This window comes from Streptomyces sp. NPDC048416 (assembly GCF_043200435.1).
Lineage (GTDB): Bacteria > Actinomycetota > Actinomycetes > Streptomycetales > Streptomycetaceae > Streptomyces.
Genome location: NZ_JBICXU010000005.1, coordinates 290,895 through 314,364, shown reverse-complemented (window position 1 = coordinate 314,364; position 23,470 = coordinate 290,895). Strand labels below are relative to the sequence as shown.

Sequence of the window (23,470 nt, the reverse complement as noted above, 5' to 3'; positions counted from 1 at the left end):
CCCGTTCCTCTCTAGCCCCGCAGGCCCAGGCCGCCGTCGGCCGTGATCACCTGGCCATGGATCCATCCGGCCTCATCCGTGCACAGCAGAGCCACCGCGTCCGCCACGTCCCCGGGCGTGGTGAGCCGTCCCGCGGGGGTGCGCGCCGCGAGGGCGGCGCTCACCTCCGGCTGGGGCGTACCCGGTCCCTTGTCGATCTTGGCGGTGGAGACGGCGTTGACGGCGATCCCCCGCCCCGCGAGCTCCACCGCGAGATAGCGGACCAGGCTCTCCAACGCCGCCTTGGCCACCCCGGGGCCCACATAGCGCGGCACGACCGAGTGCGCGCCGCTGCTGGACACCGCCACGATGCGGCCCGGGCCCCCGGCCATGAGGCCGGCGATCGCGGACGCGCCGTGCAGCAGCGGGTCCAGGGCGGCCGAGAGGTCGGCGCGCACCCCGGCGGGGTCCGCGCCGACGGCGGTCGAAGGGTGCCAGGAGGCCGCGTTGTGCACGAACACGTCGAGCCGCCCGTACCACTCCCCCACCTGCCCGAGCAGCCGGTCCAGCTCCTCGGGCCGGGTGACATCGGCCCGCAGGGCCAGCGCCTCGCCCCGCAGCGGTGCCAGCTCCTCGACGGCACGGCGGGCGTCGTCCGCGCTGTGGGCGTAGTTCAGTACGACGGTGGCGCCCGCCGCACACAGCTTGCGCGCGACAGCCAGCCCCACCCCACGGGTCGCACCGGTGACCAGCGCGACCCTGGTGTCCAGGCCGATGTCAGGCATGGCGTATCACCTCGGGGGAGCGGTTGCCCGCGACCGGGGACGCGGGCAGCGTCTCGACGTCGGCCAGCTTCAGCACGGCCGCGTACTCGGGGCTCCGGTGTGCGGCCCGGTAGGCGGCCGGTCCGCTCCACCGGGTGGCCGCGGAGTAACCCCCGGGCCGTACAAGGGACTTGGCGAGGTCGGTGTGGCCGAAGCCGTCGAGGCGGGCGGCCGCTTGGGCGTAGGCGCGGTAGGCGCCCTCGAACGCCTCCGCCTCACCGGTGACGGTGAACCGCTCGACCAGGACGACGCCCCCGCCGTCCGCCGCCCGCGTGTCCTCGGCGTCGATGCGCAGGATGCCGAGGGAGGGATCGGCGGTGACGTCCACGAGACGGTGGAACTCCTTGGCGTGCTCCTGGAACGTCTCGCTCGCCATGACCTGCTTGAAGAGGTCGGGCGCCGCCCACCAGCCGAGGTTCACATAGACCTCGGGCCGCTCCGTGGCGCGGACGGCCTGGTGGGCCCTGAACCCCTCCTGCGCCCTCATCCACCGGACGTGGTCGAGGAAGCGGCGCTCGAAGTCCTCGGCGCCTGCGGGGTCCTTGAGAAGGAAAGTGTTGATCACGGTGAACAGCGGTGCGGGCATGGGCGCGCCTCTCTGGTGCGTAAGGGGAAGAGCGGCGGCAGCGGCCGCTCGGGCGGGGAAGGCGGCTCAGACGTCGGCCCGCAGACCGAGCAGTCGCTCGCGCAGCAGCCGACGCTGGATCTTGCCGTTGCCGGAACGCGGAATCGCCTCGACGGCGTGGGCGTACCGGATGTGCTGGTAGTACGGCAGGCGGTCGCTCACGAAGGCCACGGCGTCGGCGACGGCCTGTCCGGTGTCCTGCGCGGCCACCGACGGGTCGAGCACGAGCAGGGCTCCGGCCACCGCGCCGCTGAACTCGTCGGGCAGGTCGACGACCACCGCCTCGCGCACCAACGGGTGCCGGGCGACGACCAGTTCGACCTCGGAGGGCGCGACGAGGAAGTTGTCGCACTTGAAGACGTCCTTGAGACGGTCGACGAGGAAGAGCCGCCCCTCGTCGTCGATCCGCCCGACGTCGCCGGTGCTCAGCCAGCCGTCCGGCTCCAGGCCGGCGCCGTCGGGGCCGCCCAGGTAGCCCTTCATCACCTGGGGCCCGCGCAGCTGCACCTCCCCCACCGAACCGGCGGGCAGCACGGCGCGGCTCTCCACGTCCACCACCCGGCACTCGGTGCCCTCGACCGGCCTGCCGACCGAGCCGTGCACCGGATGGTCGGGGTCGTCGCTGTGGGTCAGCGGTGAGGTCTCGGCCAGTCCGTACCCCTGGAAGACCGGGATGCCGAAGCGCTCGGTGAGCCTGGCGGCGGCGGCCACCGGCAGCCCCGAACCGCCCGAGGCGATCCGGGTGACGGTACGCAGTCCCAGCTCGTCCAGGCCCGGGTCCGCGGCCAGCCGGGCCAGCCGCACCGGCAGGCTGTACAGATGTGTCGCGCCGTGCTCGTTGGCGGCGGCCACCGCGTGGAACGGCTCGCGGCCGGTGCACAGCACCTGCGTGGCGACGGCGCGCACCGCGGAGTTGAGGTGCATGGGGTGGAACGTCGGCAGGTGGTTGACGCTCACCGAGGTGGCGGTGAGGCGGTGTGCCACGGCGATCTGGTCGGCGTTGACGGTGAGGTTGCGGTGCGTGAGCCGCACCGCCTTGGGCCGCCCGGTGGTGCCGCTGGTGAACTGCACGCAGGCCACGTCGTCGGGGCCGGCCGGTGCCGCGGGCGGGACCGCGCCGGACGGCGCGCCGTCCACCAGCTCGCGCAGCCGGGTGAGTCCTTCCCGGGCGCCGTCGCCGATGAGCACGACCTGTTCGAGGTCGGGCAGCCGGTCCCTGACCGCGGCCAGCCGCTCGTACAGCGCGGCGTCGACGAACGCCAGCCGGGCCCGGCCGAGGGTGAGGACGTGCAGCAGATCGTCCTCGCCCAGCAGGGGGTTGACCACGGCGGCGACATGGCCCGCACGGGCCGCCGCGTAATACGCCACGGCGAAGTCCGGGTGCAGCACCGAGGCGACCGCGACGGTCGCGCCCGTGCCGGGCACCAGCGCGCGAAGGGCCGCGGCCGCCGCCGTCACCCGCCGGTCCAGCTCGCCGTAGGTGACCCGGCCGGCGCCGTGGATCAGAGCGGCGCGGTCGGGGGCCGAGGCGGCCGCCTCGCTCAGCAGGGCGTCCAGCCGGCGGGGCACGTCGCGGGCGTACGGCCGCCCGTCAGCCACGGCGGCTCTCCGCGTACGCACGGGCGTGCTTGAGGGTGTTGGTGCTGTTCGTGCTGAGGGCCCGGTGGATGTAGGCACGGGCGTCGGCGACGGTCCTGCCCTCGCCGAGCACCTGCTCGACGGCGGACGCCTTGATGATCACGGTGTGCCGGGACGTCACGTCGACGCCACCACCGTCGGCCGGCACGATCGTCCAGCGACCCGTGTGGGCCGTCATCAGCGCGGGCACGGTCGTCTGCTTGTAGACGATCCGGTTCTCGCCGAAGACCACGCGGACCGACTCGGTGGTGTGCACGGAGCCGTCGGCGGTACGCGTGTCCATGGCCATGACCTGGAGACCGGGGGTCTTCTCGGTCAGGTCGAGACGGGCGACGTGCGGCAGTCGCTCGGGCCACAGATCGGCACGGTCGAGGAAGTCGAAGACGTCCTTGCCGTCCGCGTCGACGTGCACCGTGTCGTCGAAGGTGAACATCAACTCGTCGAGTCGGTCCGCGAGTTCGGCGATGCGCTTGATGCCGTCGAGTTCGGCGGCGCTGTTGCGGTCGAGGGCGGCGCGGATCCACTGCTCGCCGTCGGCCGAACCGTCCACGGCACGGAAGTCGTGGTACAGCTCCAGCAGGGAGGTGGCCGGGGAGATCGGGGTGATCACCCACTTGCCGCCCATGGAGGCGACGGGCGGTTGGGAGACTTCCTGGCGGAAGGTCACCGACAGGTTCGCGCGATCCAGCTCACGGCGCGAGATCCAGTGCTTGACCTCGCCGTTGGCGGTGGCCCAGATGTGGATGCGCTCGCGCTGTGCGTCGCCTTCCAGCTGCTCGACGTGGACGTTGGGAGCGAAGAACTGCGGCCAGCGGGAGACGTCGGCGATGATGTCGTACACGACATCGGCCGGTGCCTCGATGGTGGTGCTGTGCAGGGTCCGGTGCTCCTTGGACGCTGCGGTGGGGGCGGAGACGTCAACGGACACGGGGGTTTCCTACCTCTCTTGGTTCGGGATGCTCAGTAGTTGCCGAGGCCGCCGCAGACGTTGAGCGCCTGCGCCGTGATGGAGGCGGCGGTGTCGGTGGTCAGATAGCCGACCAGACCCGCGACCTCCTCGGGGGTCGAGTAGCGGCCGAGCGGGATCTTCGCCTCGAACTGCTTCTGGATGTCCTCGACGGTGGTGTCGAAGGCGGCCGCATAGCCCTGGCGGACCCGCTGGGCCATCGGCGTCTCGACGTAGCCGGGGCAGACCGCGTTGACGGTGACGCCGGTGGGTGCCAGCTCCTTGCCGAGCGCCTTGCTGAACCCGATCACGCCGTGCTTGGAGGCGGAGTACGGGGCGGCGAGCACGACACCCTGCTTGCCGCCGGTGGAGGCGATGTTGATGATGCGGCCCCAGCCGCGGCCCTGGAGACCGCCCTGCTTCAGGACCTCGCGCGTGGTCAGGAAGACACTGTTGAGGTTGGTGTCGATGACGTCGTACCAGAGCTCGTCGGTCAGGTCGGCGGTGACGCCGCCGCCGTTGCGGCCCGCGTTGTTCACCAGGACGTCGATCCGGCCGTACCGCTCGATCACGGCGGCGACCAGGGCCTTGACCGACTCCGCACGGCGCACGTCGGCGGTGGCTCCGGCCACTTCGAGGCCCTCGGCACGCAGCTCCTTGACGGTCTGGAGGACCGCCTCGTCGCCGCGCGCGCAGATGAAGACCGCGAAGCCCTTGGCGCCCAGGTCCCTGGCCGTCGCGAGGCCGATGCCACTGGTACCGCCGGTGACCAGTGCGACCCGCGTCTCGTCGTTCGTCATGGTGCACGCTCCCTTCGCCCACTGATGGAGGACGTCCGTTGCGGACGTTGTTGAGGACGTTGACGAGGACCAACGTGCCGGGCCGCTCTCGACGGGGGATCGAGCGGAGCTGGACGGGCCCCCGCCACCGGCGGTCGAGCGGCCTTCCATCGCGTTTTGAGTCGGCTCGCGCAGACTCGCGGGCGAACGAACCCCACGCCTCATCGAGAAGGGACCCGCATGACCACCACGGACACAGCCGTTGCCGAGGCCGTCCTGCACGCGCAGATCCAGCAGTTCTACGCGGGCCAGATGCAGCTGCTGGACAGCGGCAGGGCCGAGGACTGGGCCGACACCTTCACCGAGGACGGCGTCTTCGCCGCGAACGCGCACCCCCAGCCTGCCGAGGGGCGCGCGGGCATCGCCGCCGCGGCCCGCAAGGCCACCGACGACTACGCGGCCAACAAGATCCAGCGCCGGCACTGGCTCGGCATGGTCAACGCCGAACGCCGGGGCCCGGACGAGGTGTTCGCCCAGTGCTACGCCATCGTCATCGAGACCCCGCGCGGCGGCCAGGCCAAGCTGCACGTCAGCACCCGCTGCGACGACCTGCTCGTGCGCGTGGAGGGACGCTGGCAGGTCAAGCACCGTCAGGTCTACCGCGACGACCTGTCCTGACCCGCTCTCCCGCGCGCCGCGCCCCGACCGTGCCCACGGCCGGGGCGCGGCGCTTTCGTGCGCGTGCCGCCGGATGCGCACGGGGCCGCGCCCGCGTGGGCGTACGCATACGCCGTCCGCCCGGAGCGAGGGCTCCGGGCGGACGGCGGGGGCTGCTGCCGGGTGGCGGGATCAGGCAGCGGCGGCGGACTGCGACAGGCTCTCGTTGATGAAGGCCAGCAGCATCCGCGGCGTGTGCGCCTCGGCGGCGGCGTCGTCCGAGATCTGGACGTCGTAGTCCTGCTCGATACGGCCGGTGGTCTGGAGGACGGCCAGCGAGTCGTAGCCCAGCTCGACGAAGGGGACGTCCATGACGTCGCCGTCCAGGTCCACGCCTTCCTCCTCACCGGCGCACTCGCGCAGCAGCGTGGTCAGTTCCTTGAGCGTCATCTCAGCCATGAAGAAACACCTTTCGGTACGGAACCCGTTCTCGGGACCGGTGGTGGGGGACATCCGGCCGCGAGCCGGCCGGCTGGGAGCGGAGCGGGGCGCCCGGTCACGGGGCGGCGGTCACCACCGCGGCGGCGTTGAAGCCGCTGAAGCCGCGGGCGAGCACCAGCGCGGTGCGCACGGGACCCCGGCGCAGCTCGGTGACCAGGTCTAGGGAGATTCCTTCGGCGAGCTCGGTGACGTTGACCGTGGGCGGGATCACCGAGTCCCTGATGGACAGCAGCGCCGCCGCCACATCGAGCGAGGCGCCGCCCGCCGCCAGCCTGCCGGTCATGGTCTTGGGCGCGGTGACGGGCACCGCGCCGGGCCCGAAGACCGCGTTGACGGCCTGCGCCTCAAGCCGGTCCAGCTCGGCGACGCCGGAGGCGTCGGCGAAGACGACGTCCACGTCCGCCGGTGTCATCTGGGCCCTGGCGAGGGCGAGTTCCGCGGCCCTGCGCAGTCCGGGCTCGCCCTCGCGGCCGGGCCCGGGGTCGAAGGTGGCCGCGTAGCCCGCGAGCCTGCCGTAGCGGTGGGCGCCGCGCTCACGGGCCGCTGCGGCGTCCTCCAGGACGAGGATCGCGCCGCCCTCGCCGGGCACATGCCCGTTGGCGCGGGCGTCGAACGGCAGATACGCCTCGCGCGGGTCGTCCCGGGTGCTCAGGCGCCCGCTGCTGAGCTGCGCGGCCCAGCCCCAGGGGCAGATCGCGCCGTCCACACCTCCGGTGACCATCACCCGGCTGCCCTTGCGCAGTTGACGGCCCGCCTGGGCGACCGCGTCAAGGCCGCCGGCCTGCTCGGTGACCAGCACGCCACTGGGGCCGCGCAGTCCGTGCCGGATGGAGATCTGCCCGGTGTTGACGGCGTAGAACCAGGCGAAGGACTGGTACGCGCTGACCGCCTGGCCACCCTTGCTCCACAGCGCCTCCAACTCGCGCTGGCCGAACTCGAAGCCGCCCGCCGACGCGGCGGTGACCACGCCCGCCGCGTACTCCGCCAGCTCCTTCAGGTCCAGCCCGCTGTCCTCGACGGCCTCGGCCGCCGCGGTGAGGGCCAGGCGCGTCATGTGGTCGGTCTGCGGTATCAGGCGGCTGGGGATGTGCTCGGTGACGTCGAAGCCGGGCACCTCCCCGGCGAGTGTGGCCGGGTAGCGGGAGGCGTTGAAGCGGCTCACCGGGCGGATGCCGCTCTCCCCCGCGAGGGTGGCGCTCCACCAGTCCTTGGTGCCGAGGCCGTTGGGCGCGGCGACGCCGATGCCGGTGAAGACCGGGGCCTCGGTGCGGGCCCCGCCGTCGTGGGCCGCGCCGACGGGCGCGGTCCGCTCTGCCTGTGGGGCGCTCATGCCGCCTCCCTCTTGTCGGGCCGGGTGAGAACCATGGCGCTCTGGAATCCGCCGAAGCCGCTGCCGACGCTGAGCACGGTGTCGATCCGTGCCTCGCGCGCGGTGATCGGGGTGTAGTCCAGGTCGCACTCCGGGTCGGGCTCGTGCAGGTTGGCCGTCGGCGGGACGACGCCGTGTTCGATGGCCAGGGCGCAGGCGGCGATCTCCAGCGATCCGATGGCGCCCAGCGAGTGACCGATCATCGACTTGATGGAGCTGACGGGGACGTCGTAGGCGTGTGCGCCCAGGCTCCGCTTGAACGCGGTGGTCTCGTGCCGGTCGTTCTGCTTGGTGCCCGAACCATGGGCGTTGATGTAGTCGACCGCCGTCCCGTCGAGCCGGGCCTCGTCCAGGCAGACGCGGATGGCCTCGGCCATCTCCTTGCCGTCCGCCCGCAGGCCCGTCATGTGGTACGCGTTGGAGCGGGAGGCGAAGCCGGCGATCTCCGCGTAGACATGGGCGCCGCGCGCACGTGCCGCGTGCAGCTCCTCCAGGACGAACACGGCGGAGCCCTCGCCCAGCACGAAGCCGTTGCGGGTGCGGTCGAAGGGCCGCGAGGCGTGCTCGGGGTCGTCGTTGCGGGCCGTGGTCGCCTTGATGGCGTCGAAGCACGCGACCGAGATCGGCGAGATCGGGGCGTCGGTGGCGCCGGCGATCATGACATCGGCGCTGCCCTCCCGGATCAGCTCGACGGCGTGGCCGACGGCGTCGAGGCCCGAGGTGCAGCCGGTGGAGACCACTCCCACCGGGCCCTGGGCGCCCACCACCCAGGCCACCTCGGTGGCGAAGGAACTGGGCACGAAGTGGTTGAACAGGTGGGACACGGCGTACTCGTGGTCCACGTGCCACTTGGCGCCGCTGTCGCTGACCACCGCGTACTCGGTGTCCAGACCGGTCGTCGCGCCCACCGCGCTGCCGATGGTGACGCCCATGCGGAACGGGTCCTGCGCCTCCAGGTCCAGGCCGCTGTCGGCGACCGCCTCGCGGGCGCTGACCACGGCGAACTGTGCGGCCCTGTCCATGCGGCGGATCTCCCGCGGGGTGAGCCCCGACCTGACCGGGTCGAAGTCGGCCTCGGCCGCGATCCGGGACCGGAAGGAGGACGCGTCGAACAGGGAGACGGGCCGGGTCGCGGTGCGGCCCTCGGTCAGCAAGGACCAGAACTGCTGCGTTCCCCCGGTCCCGCCGGGGGCGACAACACCGATTCCGGTGATGACCACTCGACGGTTCATCGCTGCCCACCCTTCCGGAGCCGCGCGGCCCGGATGCGGTGACGGGTGCGCTCTGTCTTCACGACCACGTCCTCTCTGTTCGGTTCTCGGGTCACTGAAGGTGTTGGTGTTCCCGAAGGTGCTTTCGACGGTGCGCCACGGTGCTCAAACGGTGCTCGATCCCGACCGGACGGCCGCTGGGGAGGGCGGCGTCGCCCCGTCCAGCTCCCCGTCCAGCTCCTCGCGCAGCAGGCCGGGCAACCGCGCGTCGCGCACGAAGAAATGACCGCCGGTGACCGTGCGCAGCGCGAAGCCGGCGGTGGTGTAGGCGCGCCACTGTCCGATCTCGGTGACCGGCGCGACGGTGTCGTCGTGGCCCGCGACCGCGAGTACGGGTACGTCCAGCGGGGGGCCGCCTGCCGTGTCGCGCAGGGCGCCGGCCAGCTTCAGGTCGTCGCGGATCACCGGGAGCGCCCTGCGGTGCCAGACGCCGTCCTCGCCCTCCTCCAGGGCCTGCCGGGGCAGTTGGCCCTGCGCCACCAGGCGGCACAGCAGTTCGTGGTCCGGCGGGAAGGGGGCGGGCAGCAGTGGGGAGGGCAGGTGCGGGGGGAGCGCGGCGCCCAGCACCACCCGGTCGGGCCGGCGCAGACCGAGCCGGGCCACGGTGCGGGCGAGGGTGTGGGCGACCAGGGCGCCCAGGCTGTGCCCGTACAGCGCGTACGGGCGGTCGAGCAACGGCCCCAAGGTGTCCAGGAGTTCGGCCGTCAGCCGGTCGGGGTCGGTGATCCTGGGCTCGGCCGCGCGGGCGTCACGTCCGGGCAGCAGGACGGGCACCACCTCGCGGTGTTCGCCGAAGACCCGCTGCCAGCGGGCGAAGGAGCTGACCCCGGCGCCCGCGTGATGGAAGCAGAACAGGCGCGGGCGCCCGTCCTCGTTCACTCCTCCACCAGGGCCACGGCCCGCGTCCAGCCGGCCCCGGCGCCCGCTATCTTCACGGGGAAGCAGGCGACCTGGAAGCCGAACGGCCGCTCCAGTGCGCCGAGTCGGGTCAGCCGCTCGATCTGGCAGTACTCCCGGCGGCGTCCGGCGAAGTGCGCGGGCCACAGCGTGGAGCGGTCGCCGGTTTTCTGGTACCGCCCGATCATGTCGGTGAAGGGGGCGTCCAGGCTCCACGCGTCGGTGCCGATGACGCGCACCCCGAGGTCCAGGAGGTGATCGACGGCCGGTCCGTCCAGTCCGGCGAAGTCGGTGAAGTAGCGCGGCGTTCCGGCGTGTTGGTCCGCGCCGGTGCGCAGCAGCACGATGTCCAGCGGGCGCGGACGGTATCCGATCCGGTCCAGCTCCGCCTCGATGCGGTCCACGCCGATCACGCCGACGCCGACGTCGCTCACGTCCAGGACGACCGCGGGGCGCAGGAACCAGTCCAGCGGCATCTGGTCGATGTGGCGCGGTACGCCGTAGTCGCCGGCCGAGCCGTAGTGCGAGGGGGCGTCCACGTGCGTGCCGGTGTGGCTGGTGAGGGTGAGGGTGTCCAGGGAGAGCAGTTCGCCGCCGGGCAGTTCGGCGGGATCGAATTCCAGGCCGAAGTGTTCCCGCATCTCCTCGCTCATGTGGCGGGCGCCCTCGGCCGGCGTCATGATCTCGTGGGTGATCGGGTCTGGTTCCCAGCCGGAGGCGTCGATCGGCTGTGAAAGGTCGATGATGCGCAAGGTTCCTCCCACACGCGGTGTGTCTCGTTCCGGCCGTACGACACGGCGGAACCCTTGCGTGCACTGTGGAGGTCCGGGCTGGAGTGCGGATCGAGGCCCGGCCGCGGCCCGTCCCCGTCGCCCGGGAGGAGGGGGGCGGGGGGCCGGGACCGCGATGTGCCCGCGTCGGGTCAGGCGACGTACAGCTCGGCCACGGGACCGCGTTCGGTGCCGGGCGCGTCCAGCGACGGGTCGGCGGCCAGGATCGCCTGGTGCAGGCTCCGCAGGGGCGCCGAGGGCTCCAGACCCAGCTCGTCCACCAGGCGCCCCCGCAGCCCCTGGTAGACCTCCAGCGCCCGCCAGCGACGGCCCGCGCGGTACAGCGCGGTCATGCAGTGGGCGTGCAGGTTCTCGTGCAGCGGGTTCCGGCCGATCAGCGTGGTCAGCTCGGCCAGCAGCTGGTTGTGGCGGCCCAGCCGCAGATCGGCCTCGATGCGCCGTTCCAGGGCGCCGAGCCGGCTCTCCTCCAGCCGCGCGAGCTCGATCTCCAGGAGCGGGCCGATCCGCACGTCGACCAGCGCGTGGCCGCGCCACATCGACAGTGCCTCGCCGTACGCGGCCGAGGCGGCCACGTCGTCGCCGTCACCGATCGCCTGCCGGCCCACGGCGACGAGCCGTTCGTAGGCGTGCACGTCCACGGACTCCTGCGGAATCTGGAGCAGGTAGCCCCCGTGCCGCGTCACGAGGACGTCCTTGGCGCCGTTCGACGCGTCGGGGCCCAGTGCGGCGCCGATCAGCCGGCGCAGTTGGAGGATGTACGTCTGGAGGGTGGTGAGCGCGCTGCGGGGCATCTCGGTGCCCCAGATCTCCTCCATCAGCGTCGGCACCGGCAGCACCTGGTTCGCGTTCATCGCGAGCAGGGAAAGGAGCTGGCGGGGCTTGCCCGCGTTGGGGGTGATCGAGACCGAGTTCAGCTCGGCGCTCAAGGGGCCCAGAAGTTTGATGTCCATGGGATTCTCCGAGATGTGGTCCGCGGGGTGAATCCGCCGACGTCGTGGGTGGCCGGTTCGCACCGGCTCTCATGACCGCTTGAGCATGTCGCAGGGACACCGCCGCGCCCCAGTGCCGCACTCCCGAACCCGGCCCACATCGCACACACGCCACCCATGAACTTTTCACCCCCCGAGCATGAAGCTGGCACTGGTCCGGCCCTCCCGGCCCCAGCAGACTTCTGGCTGTCACCGCGGCAGCCCGCCCACAACGGTGCGGGACAGCACCAGTGCCCCTGTTCACCCCCACTCATTCACAGCGAGGACGACACGATGGCCCTGCAGACCTTCGGCGCGATGGACGAGTTCGACGACCTGATCGAGGACCTCGTCCACGGTTCCCCCTGGGCGCCGCCCACCGACACGTTCGTGTGCTGGGCCGAGGCCGCCTTCCCCGCCTCCGCCCACCAGGACGGCCGGCTCACCCACATCGCCGCCTGATGACCCTCGCCCCGTTCTCCGGTGCCGGTACCTACCTGGGCTTCAAGCCGCATCTGCGGGTCGAGGCCGTACCGGGCGAAGCCGTGTACCTGATTTCGGACCAGCGGGTGACCGCGCTGCACGGCGAGCAGGTCGAGCGGCTGGCGCCGCTCCTGGACGGCACACGCCGTCTGGACTCGGTGCTGCGGGAGGCCTCGGACATCATGTCCGAGGAGCAGGCCGACCGGCTGGTGGCCCGGCTCTCCCGAGCCGGGCTGCTGGCCGAGCGCCCCGCCCTTCCGGCACCCGGAACAGCGGCCGAGCATGCCTTCTGGGAAGCGGCGGGCCTGTCCGGGCCCGCCGCGTCGGAACAGCTGCGGGCCCAACGGGTGCACGTCACCGCCGTGGGCAACGCCGCGGCCGACGAGCTGGAGCGGGCGGCCGGTGCGGCGGGCCTTGACACCGTGCCGGCCGCCCGGGCCCTCGAATCGGACCTCACGCTCGTGCACTGCGAGGACTATCTGGACCCCGCACTCAAGGCCATCGACGCCGAGCACCGGGCGGCGGGCCGGGCCTGGCTGCCGGTGCGCACCGGCGGCACGCAGACCTGGATCGGCCCGTTCTTCGGCGCGGCCGACGGGCCCTGCTGGCACTGCCTGGCCGACCGGCTGTGGCGCGGGCGTCCGGTGGAGGCCCATGTGCAGCGCATGCTGCACCGCTCCGGGCCACTTCCCCGGCCTTCCTGCTCCCTGCCCGCCGGCCGGCTGGCCGGGCTGCACCTGGCGGTCCTTGAGGCCGTCAAGTGGCTGGGCGGCCACCGCCATGCGGGCCAGCGGCAGTTGTGGACGCTGGACGGCCTCGACCTCACCGGCGGACGCCACCCCGTACAGCGCCGCCCGCAGTGCGTCTCCTGCGGCGACCCGGACCTGATGCGCCGTCAGGTCAGTTCGCCCGTCACTCTCGTCCCGCGCGCCAAGCAGGACATCGGCGGCGGCGGTCACCGGGCGGTGGGCTGCGAGGAGATGCTGAACCGGTACGGGCACCTGGTCGACCCGATCACCGGGCTCGTCAAGGAGATCCGCCGGGACCCGCGGGGCCCCGCCTTCCTCAACTCCTTCCACGCCGGGCACAATCCGGCGGCCGGCACACACGGACTCACCTCCCTGCGGGCCGGGCTGCGCAGCACCAGCTCCGGCAAGGGTGCCACTCCCCTCCAGGCCAGGGTGGGCGCCCTCGCCGAGGCGATGGAGCGGCACTGCGGCCATTTCCAGGGCGACGAGCCGGTCCGCCGGGCGACCCTGCGCGAGCTGGGCGACGAGGCCGTCCACCCGGACGACGTGCAGCTCTTCGACCCGCGCCAGTTCCGCGACCGCCACCGCTGGAACGCGGAGCACAGCCACTTCCACCGTGTGCCCGAGCCCTTCGACGAGCGCGCCGAGCGCGCCGAGATCGAGTGGACCCCGGTGTGGTCGCTCACCTCCGGCCGGCACCGGCTGCTGCCGACCTCCCTGCTGTACTACGGCACCGCGCAGCTGGACGCGGGCCGCTACTGCCACGCGAACTCCAACGGCACCGCCGCGGGCGGCAGCCTGGAGGACGCGGTGCTGCAAGGCTTCCTCGAACTCGTCGAGCGGGACGCGGTGGCGTTGTGGTGGTACAACCGCACCCGCCGGCCCGGCGTCGACCTGGACTCCTTCGGCGATCCCTGGACGGCCGAACTGCGCACGGTGCACGCCTCGTTGCACCGCGAGGTCTGGGCCCTCGACCTCACCGCGGACCTCGGTGTGCCCGTCTTCGCCGCGCTGTCGCGGCGCGTCGACAAGCCCGCCGAGGACATCGTGCTGGGGTTCGGCGCCCACTTCGACCCGCGGGTCGCGCTGCGCCGCGCCCTGACCGAGATCAATCAGCTGCTGCCGCCGGTGCTGGACGCCCGCCACGACGGCACCGGTTACGCCCTCACCGACCCCGAGACCCTGCGCTGGATGCGGACCGCCCGCGCCGGCGAGCAGCCCCATCTGCTGCCCGACCCGGCCGCACCCGCCGTGCGCGCCGCGGACCATCCCCATGTGCCGCGCGCCGACCTGCTGGATGACGTCTCGGCCGCCAAGGACATCGTCACCCGGGCCGGCCTGGAGCTCCTGGTCCTGGACCAGACCCGCCCCGACGTGGGACTGCCCGTGGTCCGTGTGATCGTGCCGGGCCTGCGCCCGCACTGGGCGCGTTTCGCGCCCGGCCGGCTCTTCGACGTCCCCGTGCGGCTCGGCCGGCTCGCCGCCCCCACCGCGTACGAGGACCTGAACCCGCTCCCCCTCTTCCTCTGACCCGCTGCCCACCCCTGCACCACGGCTTGCCCGTTCTCCTCGCTCGTGACGCCCGGGCTCCCCTGCGGACGGCCACGACAACCGAACCTGGATTCGACTCTTGCTGATCGGCTACCTTGCCGGGCCCCGGCTCACCGAGCTGTGGTCCCTGCGCGACGACACCTTCTTGAACTCCGGCTGCGACCCCTCCGACGGGGCGGGCCCCGTCGTGCTCGACACCCGCTGGGGGGAGCTACGGGTCGATGCCCCGGGCCCGGCCGTCAGGGAAGCACTGCGCCGGATGGACATCGGCCCCGTCTCGCTGCGCAACGTCGTCGCGGACTTCCCCGAGAGCGGGGCCGTCGAGCCGGGTACGGTGCTCAGCGCCGAGGCGACCGAATTGCTCGACGTGCTGCGCCGGATCCAGCACGTGGTGGTGCGCACCATCGCCGTCGGTTCGCTGCCGCTCCTGTCGGTCGTCCCGCTGTCGGCGCGGGCCAGGTTCGCGCCGGTGCCGCCGCCCGGGAACGCGACGGCGCGCCTGTCGCGTCGCACCGTGGTGCGGCGCCCCCGGGGCGGGCTGTGTCTGGAGTCCCCCCTGTCCCTGCACCGCGCCGAACTGCTGCGCCCCGAGGCGTCCCTGCTGCTGGTCGGGCTCGGCGGCACGGCCCGGAACACGATCGGCGCCGTCCCGCCCGCGGAGCACGACATCCCCGACCTGCCCGCCGCCTTCGTGGACACCGCCCTGTCCTACCTGGCCGCGGCCGGCCTGGTGGAGTTCGCCGAGCCCGGGCGCGGCGGGAGCGCCGAGAAGCGGCGCCACTCCGGCCGGCCCGACGCGGACAGCAACGGCAACGGCAACGAAAACGGCAACGCACCGTCGGCGCCCGGACAGCCGCCCGGCAAGACCGCTGTCGACGCCGCGCACGACCTGTATTTCCTGCTGGGCAAGGCCACTTGGCCCGCGCCGGGCGGCCCCTGCCGTGGCCGGATCGGCGCGCTCCAGCGGACCCTGTCCCTGGTCGCCGCGGCCGTGGTCTCGGCCGGTGCGCGCCGGCTGGGGAGGGCGTCGGCACCGCGGCACGGGCATCACGGCCGGCCGGGCTTACGGAGTCCGGCGTGAGGGCGTTACTGATCGGTTCGCCCGCGCCGGCCCGCCAGGAAGCCGGCGTGGACGGTGCGAAGCACCAAGCCTGTATCAGCGTTCGGACAGGAACCCGTCGCAGCGTGGCGAGCAGGGGCCGTGCGTAGTTAGCCTGCGCACACGAGCAAGCGATTACCGGCGACGAGCCTCGGGCCCGCTGCCGGATCAACGGGGAGGACAGAGCAGATGGATGCTGGCTGTGTGCCGAAGGCCGGACTGATCACCTCACGGGTCAACAGCTCCAAGAGCCTGGCACCGAGACTCGCCATGACCATCACGACGGTGGTGCTGTGCGCCTTCTGTTTCGTCGCGCTCACCTATGAATGGAGCGGCAACCCCTCCCCCGGGACGCTGGCTCAGGCCGTGGTGCTGCTGTTGGTGGTCCTCACGATCCAACTCCTCGTGTCCTTCCCCCGGTTGATACCGCGGCTCGGCCGGCACCGGCTGCTGCTCCTGGTGCTTCAGGCCCTGTTGACGTACGTGCCCTTCCTCACCTTCAAGCAGGCGTGGCTGCCGCTGCCCGGCCTGCTGTCGGGTTCGGTGCTGCTCGTGCTGCCCGAGGTGCTGGCGTGGCCCTGCTTCCTGCTGATCGTGCTCAGCACCGACGTACTGCAGTTCTTCGTGGGGCTCGGCTGGCGCGACCTGTCGTACACCGGCGTCTCCACCGTGCTGACCGGCCTGGTGGTCTTCGGTCTCTCCCGGCTGACCGACATGGTCGCCGAGGTCCATCAGTCCCGGGCGGACCTGGCGCGGATGGCCGTGGACGAGGAGCGGCTGCGCTTCGCTCGCGATCTGCACGATCTGCTCGGCTACAGCCTGTCCACGATCACGCTCAAGTGTGAGCTGGCGTACCGGCTGCTGCCCGACGGCGCCGGTCGGGTGCAGCAGGAGCTCACGGAGATCCTGAGCACCTCGCGGCAGGCCCTGTCCGACGTTCGCGCGGTGGCCAGCGGTTACCGCAACATGAACCTGGCCACGGAGGTGGCCGACGCCGAGTCCATGCTGGGCGCGCTCGACATCGCCGCCGTCGCACGCGTCGAGTGCGGGACCCTGCCGCGGGACGTGGACACCACGCTGGCCACCGTCCTGCGTGAGGGCCTGACCAACATGCTCCGGCACAGCAACGCCTCGCGCTGCACGATCACTTCACTGCGCCGGGGCCGTACGGTCACCCTGCGGCTGGCCAACGACGGTGTGGACGGGCGCGCCGTGCGCCTTCAGCCCCTGGCGTGCGAGGAGGGGAACGGCAACAGCGGCATCCGCAACCTGGCCACCCGCGTGGAGGCGCTGGGCGGCACCCTGACCGCGGCGGGCCGGTGCGACGGCTGGTTCGTGCTGGAAGCCGTCATCGAACTCCCGGCGGTGGAGCGGGACAACGGGGAACTCGACCACTCCCTGGAAGTGGGCGACCCGCGGCTGGAGGGTGCCGGCGGCGCCGCGTACGGCCGCTGACCGGCACCCCCCGGCTCACAGCCAGCCGGCCTCGCGGGCGATGCGGATGGCGTCCACGCGGTTGCGGGCGTTGAGCTTGTTGACCGTGGACGTCAGGTAGTTGCGGACCGTGCCCGCCGAGAGGAAGAGCCGGGCCGCTATCTGCCGGGCCTCGTCGCCCTGCGCCGCCAGCCGCAGCACTTCGAGCTCGCGGCTGGTCAGCGTGGTGGCCTCCGGCTCCAGCGCGGCAAGAGCGAGCGAGGGGTCCACCACGCGCTCGCCGGCCACCACCGCGCGGATCGCGGCGATCAACCGCTCGGGTTCGGTGTCCTTGAGCAGGAAGCCCGAGGCATGCGCGGCCACCGCGCGGCGCAGGTTCCCGGGGCGGCCGAGGCTGGTGAGGATCAGGGTGCGACAGCTGGGGACCGCCGTGTGCAACTCACCGGCGGCGGTGATCCCGTCCGTGCCCGGCAGGTCGATGTCCAGTACGGCCACGTCCGGCCGTTCGGCCTGTGCTCGGGCAACGATGTCATCGCCGTTGGAGAGCTCGGCCACCACCACGATGTCGGACTCCAGCTCGATCAGCGCCACCAGAGCCTTCCTGAGCATGTGCAAGTCTTCGGCGATCAGCACTCTGATCATTTTTCCCCCATAGTGCCAAGTCCTGTAGCGCTTGTTGATCGCCATTATGCAGTTCGCAACGTCTTCGGTAGTAAAAGGTCACCGCTTCACCCACAAACCACCAAGCACGCCTCGCACCGGCCGACTTGACCCTCAGCGTCCCCTGCCGAGCAGATCCACCACCTCCCCCAGGAATCCCTCGTCGAGCATCGTGCCGACCGAGGTGTCCTCCACGGCCCCGTGTCCCGCGTCCTGGCACGCGACGCTCACCACGTAGCCGTCGTTCGATGTCGGGCCGCCGTTCAGATCCAGTCCGAAGGTGCCGAACGACCACTCGCCGTACGACGCCGCGTCCCCGTCCGGTGTCTGTAGTTCACGTCCCTCCGGGTCGAAGCCGAACTGGGTGAATCCCATCCGCATGCCCTGCCCCAGCGCCTTGGTGTACGCCTCCTTGAGCGTCCAGGTCCGCAGCAGTTCCGCCTCCTGCTCGGACTCGGGCAGCGGGGCGAGCGCCCTGCGCTCCGCCGCCGTGCAGATCTGCCGGTGCACCTGCGAGTACCGCAGCCTGCGCCGCGCCAGCTCCGTGTCCACCCCGATCCGGCCGAGCCGGTTGAGGCCCACCACGACCAGGTCCAGGGTGTGGCTGAGACTGATGTCGATCTGGTCGCAGCCCCGCAGATACGGCCTTCCGCCCGGTTTGTACGCAAGCTCCACCGCTTCGGGCAGGACCTGTAGTGCGGCGCTCGCGGCGTGCCGCACCAGCATCCTGGAGACCGCGAAACGGTACCTGACCTCGGGTTTGTCCAGGGCGCTGAAACGCTGCCAGTCGTTGTTGCCCAGGAGGGAGCGCAGTTCGGGCTCCGCGGCCACGGCGGACCGCCACTGCTGCCAGTTCGCGTAGACCACCGCGTTCCCGAAGAACGCCAGGGACTCGCGCACCCGCAGCCAGTGGCCGTCGGGGCTCGCCATGTGGATCGGTGCGGACACCGTGTCTCGCCCCGCCATCAGGCTGCCCTCCCCGGCCGTCGGTGTCCGTCCGCTCCCGCATCCGATCCGTCGAGCGCCACGCCGTGCACGTCGTAGGCACGCCCGGTACGCAGGCGGGCCACCGCCTCGCCGTACACCCGCTCCACACAGCCCGGCGGGGGATCGGGGAGCCTGATGCCCAGCCGTCCGGCGAGCCTGGTGAGCGCGAGCACCAGCCAGGCCGGGTCGGCGAGGAAGGGGTCCGTGCCGTCGAGGCGCACCCAGTGGCCGAGCGCGGCCCCGGCGGCCGCCACCAGGACGTACCGGTCCGTGAGCGCCGCCCAGCGCGCGCTCGCCATGAACGTACGGTCGTGCGGCGGCGCCTCGCACAACCGCGCGCGCAGCTGCGCCAGTTCGGCCGCGAACGCCTCCACGGCGGTACGCAGCGCGGCCCGGGTCGCGCCGTCCCCGTGATCCGTTGACGCGCCGCCGTCGCCGTCGCGGAGCCTGTGGGCCGCGCCGAGCAGCGCGGCAACGAGGTGGTCCTCGCCTCCCGCCACCGCCAGCGATTCCAGCGCGAGCGGCGCCAGTGGTTCCTGGACGGCGAACAGCAGGTCCGGCGGATCCGGTGTCTCGCCCCACGACGTCCTTGCCAGGAGCGGGAGTTGGGGGATGAGCACCGCCTGGCACGCGGCCGTGCCCATGTGCCCGAGGCCTGCGGCGGGCAGGTCCCGCAGCAGCTTGCTCAGGAATCCCTGCGCGCTGTCGCGCCGGTGGCCCGATGTGCCGAGCACCGTGCCCAGCTCCTCCAGGTCCTCCCGTACCAGATCGGGCACCAGGTACTTCACCGCTGCGGCCCCCAGGTGGCCGCTGTCCGGGAACAGGTGCAGCGAGCGGAGCACCGCCGTCGCCATCGTGTCGCAGAGCAGCAGGTCGGCGAAGACCGAGGCCAGCACCGCGGGTTGGCGGCCGCCGGGTCGGCTCTTTCGGTCCGTCGCCACGGTCCGCACGGCGGCCCGCAGTACCGTGTCGGCGGCGCCCAGCAGCACCGAGGAGACCAGCGACCGATTGAGCTGGAACGTGCGCAGCGCCAGCCGCATCCCTTCGCCCCGCTCGCCGACGAGGGCATCGGCGGGCACCGGGTGGTCCGTGAACTCCAGGCCGGCGAACCGGCAGCCGCGCATCCCCGTGCTCAACCGCCGCGGCAGCACCCGCAGTCCGGGTTGCGCCTCCACGTCCTCAAGGAGCAGCACGGAATGACTCGCCGCTCCCCGGCCTTCGCCGGTCCTCGCGTACACGACGAAGGCCCCGGCCCGCTCGGCGTTGACGACGTCCTCCTTACGGCCCTCCAGCGTGAATCCGTGGGTGTCACGGCGGGCGGTGAGTTCGCCCTGCCACATCGTGTTGCCGTGCGCGAGGCGGTGGTGCACGACCGCCGTCCGGCCGCCGCCCCGCATCAGTTCCGCCAGGCGCGTGCGCTGCCCCTGCGACCCCGCGGCCCAGACCGCCGACGCGGCGAACAGCGAGGTGATCCCGTACCCGAATCCGAGTGCCACGTCGCGGCGGAACACGGGGCGCAGCACGCGTGCGAGCACATCGGCCCGGGCCAGTCTGCCGCCGAGCGCCACGGGGACGAATTCGGCGCCGAAGCCGATCGCGTCCAGTCGCCGCTCGGCCTCGGCCGGCCACGCGAAGTGTTCGTCCGCCGACAGCAGGGCGGCGAAACCGGCCGGGTTCGCCGGGTCGTCCGGGTCCTGAAGAGCCCTCTCGACCTGCGTGATCCTTCGCCGCACCGCGGCTTCGGCTTGTGTCGTCGCCGCGTTCACCACAAACTCCTCGTCGGAGGCCAGTAGCTCAGTTTCGTCAGCTCCCGTACGAGTTCCCGCTCCAGAGCGCTGAGCGGGACATCGGTCAGCAGTCTCTCGGGATGCCCGGGGAGCGGTCCGGTGAGCATGTCCTGCTCACCACCTCCGGGAAGCCCACCCACCATGGCCTCACCGAAAGCGACCAGTCCCCGCCACACGCCCTTCGCGCCGCGTACCACGCCCAACGCCAGCAATCGCCCGACACACCTGAAAGCCACCCAGCTCACCTCGATCCTCTACAGACCCCCTCACCATCCCTCCCCCCGCTAGATCCGCACTCGACCCCGGCATACCGTGGCGCCGAGCCCCGCGGGCCGCTCGCAGGCACGGCGTCGGCCAGAACCTGGCGACCGGTGCGAGCGGGCGGAGGTGAGCCGGGGTCCTCCGGGGGCTTTGTGGTCCAATGTGACATCTGCCCGGCACGGGGCTCGGCCGGCTGTCGCGCGCCGGCTGGGCGCGGGCCCCGGCATCAGCGAGGAGCGAGGAGTCGCCGTGACCGTATGGGGGCCAGGGCCTGACGGGGGCGGTGGGCCGAGCACGGGCGCTGCGGGGAACGGGGGTGGCCGGGGCGCGGCGATGACGTTGGCGGGGACGTTGGCGGCGGCGGAGACCGCTGCGCCCGTCGAATCCCTGGACGTGGTCGCGCGGATACTCAAGGAGCACTTGGGAGCCGCGTCGGTGTCGTTCCTGATCACGGATTTCACCGGCGGCTCGGTCGTGCGGCTGGGGGCGGCGGGCAGCGTCGAGACCGACGAGCCCGCCCGGCGCATCATGCTGCGGGGCACCCTGTACGACGACGTGATCCGCACGCAGCGGCCGAGGGTGGAGGACAAGGGCCACGGCGCGCTGGTGCGGATCGTCGCGCCGGTGACCAACCGGGGGGACGCGATCGGGCTCCTGGAACTCTTCCTGCCCGCGGCGCCGGACGCGGAGGTGATGCGGGAGATCGGCGAGACGGCGCACGCCCTCGCGTACATCGTCATCGCCAACCGGTCCTTCACCGACGTGTACCAGTGGGGCCGCCGCACCACCCCGCTGAGCCTGGCCGCGGAGATCCAGCACCGGCTGCTCCCGGCGTCCCTGGCGTGCGAGGCCGCGCAGTTCGCGGTCGCCGGAGCGCTGGAGCCGGCCGACCATGTCGGGGGTGACACCTTCGACTACGTGATCGACCGGGACACGGTCCAGCTCTCCGTCACCGATGCCATGGGCCACGACGTCGAGGCGGCGCTGCTGGCCACCCTCCTGGTCGGCGCGCTCCGCCGGTCGCGCCGGGCCGGCGCCGGGCTCGCCGAGCAGGCCCGCCAGGCCGACCGGGCCATGCGCGAGCACGGCCGCCAGAGTTACGTCACCGGCCAGCTGCTGCGCATCAGCCTGGTCGACGGCACGACCGAATTCATCAATGCCGGGCATCCCTGGCCGCTGCGCCTGCGGGACGGGCAGGTACGGGAGATCACGCCGGAGATCGACATGCCGTTCGGTTTCCAGGTCCCCCACGCCTACCGGGTCCAGACCCTGGACCTGCGGCCGGGTGACCGGCTGGTGATGCTGACCGACGGCATGCTGGAGCGCGGAGCCGCCACCGTCGACCTGTCGGACCTGATCGTCCGCAGCCGGAAGCTGCATCCCCGCGAGGCCGCTCGCACGCTCATCGCGGCGGTCGTGGACGCCAATCGGGGGCATCTCCAGGATGACGCGACGGTGATGTGCCTGGACTGGCACGGCGTCGGCCATTCTCGACGGGACGCCGACACCGGCGCCGACCTCGCCGGCGCCTCCGCGCCCTCACGGATGGGCCGGACCGCCCACGGGCGGTGACATGAGGGCCGCTCGCCGAGGCTTCGGTGCCCTCGTGGCCGGTCGGCGGGCGCGCCGACCGGCACGCTCCGCCTCAGGCGGCGGTCGAGGGACCGGCCGATCCGGTGGCGCGGCGGTGTTCGGCGTTGATGCGCCGGGCGTCCTCCAGCTGGTCCTCCAGGACGACGATCCGGCACGCGGCTTCGACGGGTGTGCCGCGGTCGACGAGTTCCCGGGCACGGGCGGCGATGCGCAACTGGTAACGGGAGTAGCGGCGGTGGCCGCCTTCCGAGCGGAGCGGGGTGATCAGGCGCGCTTCCCCGATGGCTCGGAGGAAGGCGGGAGTGGTGCCGAGTATTTCGGCGGCTCGGCCCATGGTGAAGGCAGGGTAATCGTCGTCGTCGAGACGTCCGAAGCAATCGTCTGCTGTCATCTCACCTCTCGGGAACACATACCTCTCGGGAGCACATGGCGGGGCCCTGGCGCCGTACCGGCACCAGGGCCCCGAAGGAATTGCTACACCATCTGCCGGCCCCAATGCTGCGCCGGCCCTGTGTGTCCGCGGACCCGACCGAGAAACCGCCGGGGCTGCGGGGATCGCGGATGCGTGACCGGAGACCACCTCACTGTCGATGTCCTGCGGTACCCGGACACGCGTGGCGTCCGGGCGATCCTGATGGCGTCGGCTCCTCCGTTCTTTCCCTCTGGATCACGCACGTACCGAACGGGTACTGCGTGCTTCTGTTACTGCGTACTGCTTGTTACTGCTGTTACCGCTGACCGCACTTACCTGTACTTGTACTGGACTTACCTGTACCTGTACTGCGGCACTGCTCACGGCGGCCCCTGACGACTGCGGGCCACCCGGTCCGGTCACCAGTCCCGTCGCCGTCCTGCACCGCTCTGGCTTCGACACTCCGTCACCGCACCGTCCTGCACCTGCACTTGCTGTTACCGCTGCATTTCCGCTGCCCGGCAGTTCGTCCCTGCCGGGCCTTCTTCGATCTCGGCTACGAGAGAAACCATAACGACCCCACCACTCAATGTCTACTCCGGCCGCCATAGATTTTCGCGTGTCCGGCGATGAGACAGTCGGCCCCGAACGGCAGCGCCGGGCGCCTCGGCCGGCCCGTGGTCCGGCGCCGGGCGGTGCATATGATCTGCTTCATGTCGAAGCCTGACGAGCTGCTCGTTGCCGTCGCCACCCTGGTGGAGTCGGACCGGAGCAATCAGATGTCCCTGACCGTGGTCACCGGTGGCGCTGTCATCACCGGCCGGCTGGCTCCCGAAGCGGATTGGCGTCAGCGCGTGTCGGAGGTCTTGACGGATTCCGCCCGGCTGGGCGAGTTCTCCGCCGTCTTCGATACCGCCGCGAAGACGAACGGACCGCCCACCCACCTGCACTTCCATGTCGCCCGCATCTTGCAGGGCACCGTGGGGATCCCGGAGACGGGCGGGATGTACCGCGTCGCGATCGAGGACGTGAACGCCTGGACCATGGGCGACTTCAGCTACTCCGACCACTGATCAGGGGCTCCATGACAGCAGTGTGGGACCTGCCGGCACGCCGGCAGGTCCCACACTGGTTTCGCGATGTCGGCGTGCGCCGAAGGGGAGAGTGGTCAGCCCTCAGGCCCGGGTGATCACGCCGGTGCACTGCCGT

General features: G+C 72.0%; 23 protein-coding genes. 7 read left to right on the top strand and 16 right to left on the bottom strand.

The annotated features are described in order from the left end of the window. Window positions 1–11 precede the first annotated feature (11 nt). The 5 genes from ACGFW5_RS09650 to ACGFW5_RS09630 form a co-directional block, all read right to left on the bottom strand. Window positions 12–764, bottom strand: coding sequence for an SDR family oxidoreductase (locus ACGFW5_RS09650; RefSeq protein ID WP_393833622.1), 753 nt, complete (start codon window positions 762–764; stop codon window positions 12–14). Next, complete coding sequence (locus ACGFW5_RS09645; protein WP_393833621.1) at window positions 757–1,389, bottom strand: antibiotic biosynthesis monooxygenase family protein; 633 nt, start codon at window positions 1,387–1,389, stop codon at window positions 757–759. The genes ACGFW5_RS09650 and ACGFW5_RS09645 overlap by 8 nt, the downstream gene beginning before the upstream one ends. Window positions 1,390–1,455: 66 nt before the next feature. Continuing rightward, entirely contained in the window at window positions 1,456–3,027 is a 1,572-nt protein-coding gene (locus ACGFW5_RS09640; protein WP_393833620.1) for a class I adenylate-forming enzyme family protein, read from the bottom strand. Further along, on the bottom strand, window positions 3,020–3,994 hold the full coding sequence (locus ACGFW5_RS09635; protein ID WP_393833619.1) for an aromatase/cyclase: 975 nt from the start codon (window positions 3,992–3,994) through the stop codon (window positions 3,020–3,022). Before ACGFW5_RS09635 ends, ACGFW5_RS09640 begins: the two co-directional genes overlap by 8 nt. A gap of 32 nt (window positions 3,995–4,026) precedes the next feature. Further along, window positions 4,027–4,812, bottom strand: a complete 786-nt coding sequence (locus ACGFW5_RS09630; protein WP_393833618.1) for an SDR family NAD(P)-dependent oxidoreductase — start codon at window positions 4,810–4,812, stop codon at window positions 4,027–4,029. Between the two features lie 219 nt (window positions 4,813–5,031). Between ACGFW5_RS09630 and ACGFW5_RS09625 the strand changes: the two genes are divergently transcribed. Next, entirely contained in the window at window positions 5,032–5,469 is a 438-nt protein-coding gene (locus ACGFW5_RS09625) for a nuclear transport factor 2 family protein (protein ID WP_393833617.1), read from the top strand. A 171-nt stretch (window positions 5,470–5,640) separates the two neighbouring features. On the opposite strand, the gene ACGFW5_RS09620 is transcribed toward ACGFW5_RS09625, so the two are convergent. The 6 genes from ACGFW5_RS09620 to ACGFW5_RS09595 all read right to left on the bottom strand — a co-directional run bounded on the left by ACGFW5_RS09620 (window position 5,641) and on the right by ACGFW5_RS09595 (window position 11,227). Continuing rightward, window positions 5,641–5,907 (bottom strand): acyl carrier protein, encoded by a 267-nt coding sequence (locus ACGFW5_RS09620; protein ID WP_393833616.1) that lies wholly within the window; start codon window positions 5,905–5,907, stop codon window positions 5,641–5,643. A gap of 97 nt (window positions 5,908–6,004) precedes the next feature. Then, on the bottom strand, window positions 6,005–7,279 hold the full coding sequence (locus ACGFW5_RS09615; protein ID WP_393833615.1) for a ketosynthase chain-length factor: 1,275 nt from the start codon (window positions 7,277–7,279) through the stop codon (window positions 6,005–6,007). After that, on the bottom strand, window positions 7,276–8,550 hold the full coding sequence (locus ACGFW5_RS09610) for a beta-ketoacyl-[acyl-carrier-protein] synthase family protein (protein ID WP_393833614.1): 1,275 nt from the start codon (window positions 8,548–8,550) through the stop codon (window positions 7,276–7,278). The genes ACGFW5_RS09615 and ACGFW5_RS09610 overlap by 4 nt, the downstream gene beginning before the upstream one ends. A gap of 144 nt (window positions 8,551–8,694) precedes the next feature. Then, entirely contained in the window at window positions 8,695–9,468 is a 774-nt protein-coding gene (locus ACGFW5_RS09605; protein ID WP_393833613.1) for a thioesterase II family protein, read from the bottom strand. Further along, on the bottom strand, window positions 9,465–10,238 hold the full coding sequence (locus ACGFW5_RS09600; RefSeq protein ID WP_393833612.1) for a cyclase family protein: 774 nt from the start codon (window positions 10,236–10,238) through the stop codon (window positions 9,465–9,467). Before ACGFW5_RS09600 ends, ACGFW5_RS09605 begins: the two co-directional genes overlap by 4 nt. 170 nt (window positions 10,239–10,408) lie before the next feature. Beyond that, window positions 10,409–11,227, bottom strand: coding sequence for a BTAD domain-containing putative transcriptional regulator (locus ACGFW5_RS09595; protein ID WP_393833611.1), 819 nt, complete (start codon window positions 11,225–11,227; stop codon window positions 10,409–10,411). A gap of 312 nt (window positions 11,228–11,539) precedes the next feature. Between ACGFW5_RS09595 and ACGFW5_RS09590 the strand changes: the two genes are divergently transcribed. The 4 genes from ACGFW5_RS09590 to ACGFW5_RS09575 all read left to right on the top strand — a co-directional run bounded on the left by ACGFW5_RS09590 (window position 11,540) and on the right by ACGFW5_RS09575 (window position 16,582). Beyond that, window positions 11,540–11,707 carry a hypothetical protein gene (locus ACGFW5_RS09590; RefSeq protein WP_393833610.1) on the top strand — a complete coding sequence of 56 codons (168 nt, stop codon included), beginning with the start codon at window positions 11,540–11,542 and terminating at the stop codon, window positions 11,705–11,707. Continuing rightward, window positions 11,707–14,007 (top strand): TOMM precursor leader peptide-binding protein, encoded by a 2,301-nt coding sequence (locus tag ACGFW5_RS09585; protein ID WP_393833609.1) that lies wholly within the window; start codon window positions 11,707–11,709, stop codon window positions 14,005–14,007. Before ACGFW5_RS09590 ends, ACGFW5_RS09585 begins: the two co-directional genes overlap by 1 nt. A 100-nt stretch (window positions 14,008–14,107) precedes the next feature. Continuing rightward, window positions 14,108–15,109 carry a hypothetical protein gene (locus ACGFW5_RS09580; protein ID WP_393833608.1) on the top strand — a complete coding sequence of 334 codons (1,002 nt, stop codon included), beginning with the start codon at window positions 14,108–14,110 and terminating at the stop codon, window positions 15,107–15,109. Window positions 15,110–15,331: 222 nt separating this feature from the next. Next, entirely contained in the window at window positions 15,332–16,582 is a 1,251-nt protein-coding gene (locus ACGFW5_RS09575; RefSeq protein WP_393833607.1) for a sensor histidine kinase, read from the top strand. Window positions 16,583–16,597: 15 nt separating this feature from the next. Here the strand turns inward: ACGFW5_RS09575 and ACGFW5_RS09570 are convergent, their stop codons facing one another. The 4 genes from ACGFW5_RS09570 to ACGFW5_RS09555 all read right to left on the bottom strand — a co-directional run bounded on the left by ACGFW5_RS09570 (window position 16,598) and on the right by ACGFW5_RS09555 (window position 20,231). Beyond that, on the bottom strand, window positions 16,598–17,203 hold the full coding sequence (locus ACGFW5_RS09570) for a DNA-binding response regulator (RefSeq protein ID WP_393833606.1): 606 nt from the start codon (window positions 17,201–17,203) through the stop codon (window positions 16,598–16,600). A 132-nt stretch (window positions 17,204–17,335) separates the two neighbouring features. Then, window positions 17,336–18,187, bottom strand: coding sequence for a 4'-phosphopantetheinyl transferase family protein (locus ACGFW5_RS09565; protein ID WP_393833605.1), 852 nt, complete (start codon window positions 18,185–18,187; stop codon window positions 17,336–17,338). After that, window positions 18,187–19,974, bottom strand: coding sequence for an acyl-CoA dehydrogenase (locus tag ACGFW5_RS09560; protein ID WP_393833604.1), 1,788 nt, complete (start codon window positions 19,972–19,974; stop codon window positions 18,187–18,189). Before ACGFW5_RS09560 ends, ACGFW5_RS09565 begins: the two co-directional genes overlap by 1 nt. Next, window positions 19,971–20,231 (bottom strand): DUF6059 family protein, encoded by a 261-nt coding sequence (locus tag ACGFW5_RS09555; RefSeq protein ID WP_393833603.1) that lies wholly within the window; start codon window positions 20,229–20,231, stop codon window positions 19,971–19,973. The genes ACGFW5_RS09560 and ACGFW5_RS09555 overlap by 4 nt, the downstream gene beginning before the upstream one ends. 358 nt (window positions 20,232–20,589) lie before the next feature. Here ACGFW5_RS09555 and ACGFW5_RS09550 point away from each other — a divergent pair, with 358 nt between their 5' ends. After that, window positions 20,590–21,828, top strand: a complete 1,239-nt coding sequence (locus ACGFW5_RS09550) for a PP2C family protein-serine/threonine phosphatase (RefSeq protein WP_393833602.1) — start codon at window positions 20,590–20,592, stop codon at window positions 21,826–21,828. Window positions 21,829–21,901: 73 nt separating this feature from the next. Here ACGFW5_RS09550 and ACGFW5_RS09545 read toward each other — a convergent pair whose 3' ends face one another. After that, window positions 21,902–22,240, bottom strand: a complete 339-nt coding sequence (locus tag ACGFW5_RS09545) for a MerR family transcriptional regulator (RefSeq protein WP_393833601.1) — start codon at window positions 22,238–22,240, stop codon at window positions 21,902–21,904. A 734-nt stretch (window positions 22,241–22,974) separates the two neighbouring features. On the opposite strand from ACGFW5_RS09545, the gene ACGFW5_RS09540 reads away from it, so the two are divergent. Further along, window positions 22,975–23,334 carry a hypothetical protein gene (locus ACGFW5_RS09540; RefSeq protein WP_393833600.1) on the top strand — a complete coding sequence of 120 codons (360 nt, stop codon included), beginning with the start codon at window positions 22,975–22,977 and terminating at the stop codon, window positions 23,332–23,334. Window positions 23,335–23,470: the final 136 nt, after the last annotated feature.

Excerpts from the sequence above, each read along its gene's own strand:
- ACGFW5_RS09650 (WP_393833622.1), bottom strand. The coding sequence starts at position 764 with ATGCCTGACATCGGCCTGGACACCAGGGTCGCGCTGGTCACCGGTGCG.
- ACGFW5_RS09645 (WP_393833621.1), bottom strand. The coding sequence starts at position 1,389 with ATGCCCGCACCGCTGTTCACCGTGATCAACACTTTCCTTCTCAAGGAC.
- ACGFW5_RS09630 (WP_393833618.1), bottom strand. The coding sequence starts at position 4,812 with ATGACGAACGACGAGACGCGGGTCGCACTGGTCACCGGCGGTACCAGT.
- ACGFW5_RS09625 (WP_393833617.1), top strand. The coding sequence starts at position 5,032 with ATGACCACCACGGACACAGCCGTTGCCGAGGCCGTCCTGCACGCGCAG.
- ACGFW5_RS09620 (WP_393833616.1), bottom strand. The coding sequence starts at position 5,907 with ATGGCTGAGATGACGCTCAAGGAACTGACCACGCTGCTGCGCGAGTGC.
- ACGFW5_RS09615 (WP_393833615.1), bottom strand. The coding sequence starts at position 7,279 with ATGAGCGCCCCACAGGCAGAGCGGACCGCGCCCGTCGGCGCGGCCCAC.
- ACGFW5_RS09610 (WP_393833614.1), bottom strand. The coding sequence starts at position 8,550 with ATGAACCGTCGAGTGGTCATCACCGGAATCGGTGTTGTCGCCCCCGGC.
- ACGFW5_RS09595 (WP_393833611.1), bottom strand. The coding sequence starts at position 11,227 with ATGGACATCAAACTTCTGGGCCCCTTGAGCGCCGAGCTGAACTCGGTC.
- ACGFW5_RS09590 (WP_393833610.1), top strand. The coding sequence starts at position 11,540 with ATGGCCCTGCAGACCTTCGGCGCGATGGACGAGTTCGACGACCTGATC.
- ACGFW5_RS09585 (WP_393833609.1), top strand. The coding sequence starts at position 11,707 with ATGACCCTCGCCCCGTTCTCCGGTGCCGGTACCTACCTGGGCTTCAAG.
- ACGFW5_RS09570 (WP_393833606.1), bottom strand. The coding sequence starts at position 17,203 with ATGATCAGAGTGCTGATCGCCGAAGACTTGCACATGCTCAGGAAGGCT.
- ACGFW5_RS09565 (WP_393833605.1), bottom strand. The coding sequence starts at position 18,187 with ATGGCGGGGCGAGACACGGTGTCCGCACCGATCCACATGGCGAGCCCC.
- ACGFW5_RS09550 (WP_393833602.1), top strand. The coding sequence starts at position 20,590 with ATGACGTTGGCGGGGACGTTGGCGGCGGCGGAGACCGCTGCGCCCGTC.
- ACGFW5_RS09545 (WP_393833601.1), bottom strand. The coding sequence starts at position 22,240 with ATGACAGCAGACGATTGCTTCGGACGTCTCGACGACGACGATTACCCT.
- ACGFW5_RS09540 (WP_393833600.1), top strand. The coding sequence starts at position 22,975 with ATGTCGAAGCCTGACGAGCTGCTCGTTGCCGTCGCCACCCTGGTGGAG.